At 33.2% G+C, this 2,331-nt stretch carries 3 protein-coding genes; all 3 read right to left on the bottom strand.

Annotation, left to right across the window (positions count from 1 at the left end):
* Positions 1-27: 27 nt before the first annotated feature.
* Positions 28-729 (bottom strand): AlwI family type II restriction endonuclease, encoded by a 702-nt coding sequence (locus H8706_RS11890; RefSeq protein WP_262432807.1) that lies wholly within the window; start codon positions 727-729, stop codon positions 28-30.
* 11 nt (positions 730-740) lie between these two features.
* Positions 741-1,661 carry a DNA adenine methylase gene (locus tag H8706_RS11885; protein WP_262432806.1) on the bottom strand — a complete coding sequence of 307 codons (921 nt, stop codon included), beginning with the start codon at positions 1,659-1,661 and terminating at the stop codon, positions 741-743.
* 12 nt (positions 1,662-1,673) lie between these two features.
* Positions 1,674-2,331: DNA adenine methylase (locus H8706_RS11880; protein WP_262432805.1), on the bottom strand; the 658-nt coding region annotated here is incomplete at its 5' end.

Genomic DNA, 2,331 nt, shown 5'->3' with positions numbered 1-2,331 from the left:
TTTTTTGGAGCTTTTTTGTGTCTATTTTTACTGGGATGGCACACATATCAATTCTTCTGTCACATCATTTTCAATCAAGTATTCCAATGCCACTATATAATTCGGCATATTCATCAATCTATTCACTATAATTTCATCTATAGTAGTACGATTCATTCGTAGCATTGAAATGCCTGCTTTGATTTCAATAGTTTCTTTTTCACCAATACAAAGAGGCAATAAATATGTATACTCATCAAGTGTCAGATAATCGATTTTACTTAATAAATAAAGCAATACTAAAAACGGTCTTACAGTTTGTCCCTCTACAGCATATGAGGTTTTCAGCAGTTGCTTTAAGTAAATAAAACTATCCTTTGGGATTTGAAATTGGTTGTCTGATGAAAAATCGTTTTCGGAGCTGATTTGCAATAATGCTCTACCGGCATCGCTTAATTTTCTGTTTTCATCAATCAACCCGATATCTACCAAACCGGATGTTTTCTCTCGTGCATCTTTCGGCTTGTTTCCGGCATTTCCTTCTACAAATCCTTTTTCTTTCATAAAGTCATAATACTTTGATTGCAAAACATTATTACCCGTCCACGCTTCATTTTGAACATCCGGGCAAAGCCAAAACTCATTCAACAATCCCAATTGTTCTTCAATGGTTTTATTGAAATTTTTTGTTCTGAAGCTCGTTGTACCTAAGCTCCAACAAAAACTTTTATATGGTATCTTTGTAGCCATCTCGCCCCTCCTCAATAGTTAATTATCAAAACTTCCTCACTATTTGATGTCTTGTCCTTTGTTTGATAATTTGAATTTGAATAACTGTAATTTAAACTTACAGCTCTATATTTATCTTTATTTTTATCCAGCCACTCAATCAAAATTGTATTCTCTTTTCCCTTGCTTCGCAGAACATTTGATAATGCAAATCGCAAGCCTTTTTCGTTCAAGCTATCCAAAAACCGCAAAAGATCTTTTTCATCTGTTTCAGACCAACCGCCTTGTTCGTTATATGTGGCACAGGTTATCAAATACGGCGGATCGACATATACAAAGTCATTGTTTTCGAGCGTACCAATATCAAATTCACGGAAATCAAGACAAGTAAATTTGCAGTTCTGCTCTTTGATTTTATCTATAAAGTCTGATAACTTTTGCTGCATCTTTTTATTAAAGTCACGCTTGCCAACAGGAAGATTAAACTCACCATTGCTATTAAATCTAATCTGATTATTGAAAGCATAAACTATAATTACATACAACATTACATAATAGTAATAATCGTAGTTGCCTTTTTTCTTTTTTTCATTAAAATCAGCTCGCAACCTCAAGAAACTCTCCTTATTATAGCCTCCTAATCCTTTGCTGCTATCACATTTATAGTAATCATATCCTTTATCACTCACGAGAGATAAGCCGTATGTATTGATTATTTCATATATCCACTCAAAAACGGATTGTTTATCTAAATTTTTAAAAGTGTTATACAGATACAACAGATTTTCATCTAAATCATTATATATAACGCTTTCGCAGTCTATATTTATTCCAACATTACAACCACCACAGAATAAATCAACAAAAGTATTTATATTTTTAGGAAATAAAGGCAGTATTTGTGGCAACAATTTGAATTTACCGCCCGTATAATTCAATGGTGATTGTATCATTATTTTTGCTCCTTAATTCGTCACTGTACATAAGAAAAGGCGTTCTTCATTTTCTGATATATCTGATTTGCCGGTTGTAAACGGCTTATAGCTTTCAGAAAACACCTTTACTGTACCTTTATTTTCTAAAATACGCAAAATATCTTCATCAGATATTTTGGCATTAGAACGATCATTACCTTTTTCAGCCATATTATTGTATGAAAGCAATATATATTTAGAGGTAATATTTCCTACAAGGTCTTCAAATGCTTCTGCTGCGCTCTTGGTACAGTACTTACTCTTCAATTTTGTTCTGTCCATTTTTCTTGCCACACCGAAAACCTCCGGCTTTTCCCACCGTGCAACATTTTCAAGCAAATGGTATGCATCGCAATATTGTCTTGAATTATATGGAGGGTCTATATAAACCAAATCTGCGTTAATACTTCCAACCAAATTGTTGGCATCCTCATTATAACACCTGTTATTTGGATTATTGTGCATTTCTGCTAACGGTACTAATAATTCCAAAGGTTTATCAAATTCCGCACCTTTCCTGTATGCATCATAATGTCCGCAGGTTTTTGCAATTTTGTCCATTGCATATAACAAAGATGTAATCAAGATTGCCCGTTCTCTGTCATTGATATTTTTCTTTTTATAGTTCTTTTCAATATCTTCTCTTATA

Origin of the sequence: Qingrenia yutianensis (assembly GCF_014385105.1) — a bacterium.
GTDB lineage: Bacteria > Bacillota > Clostridia > UMGS1810 > UMGS1810 > Qingrenia > Qingrenia yutianensis.
The sequence above is the reverse complement of the archived record's forward strand: the minus strand, read 5'-3'. Positions and strand labels throughout refer to the sequence as shown.

Coding starts and splice junctions, on each gene's coding strand:
- H8706_RS11890 (WP_262432807.1), bottom strand. CDS start 729: ATGGCTACAAAGATACCATATAAAAGTTTTTGTTGGAGCTTAGGTACA.
- H8706_RS11885 (WP_262432806.1), bottom strand. CDS start 1,661: ATGATACAATCACCATTGAATTATACGGGCGGTAAATTCAAATTGTTG.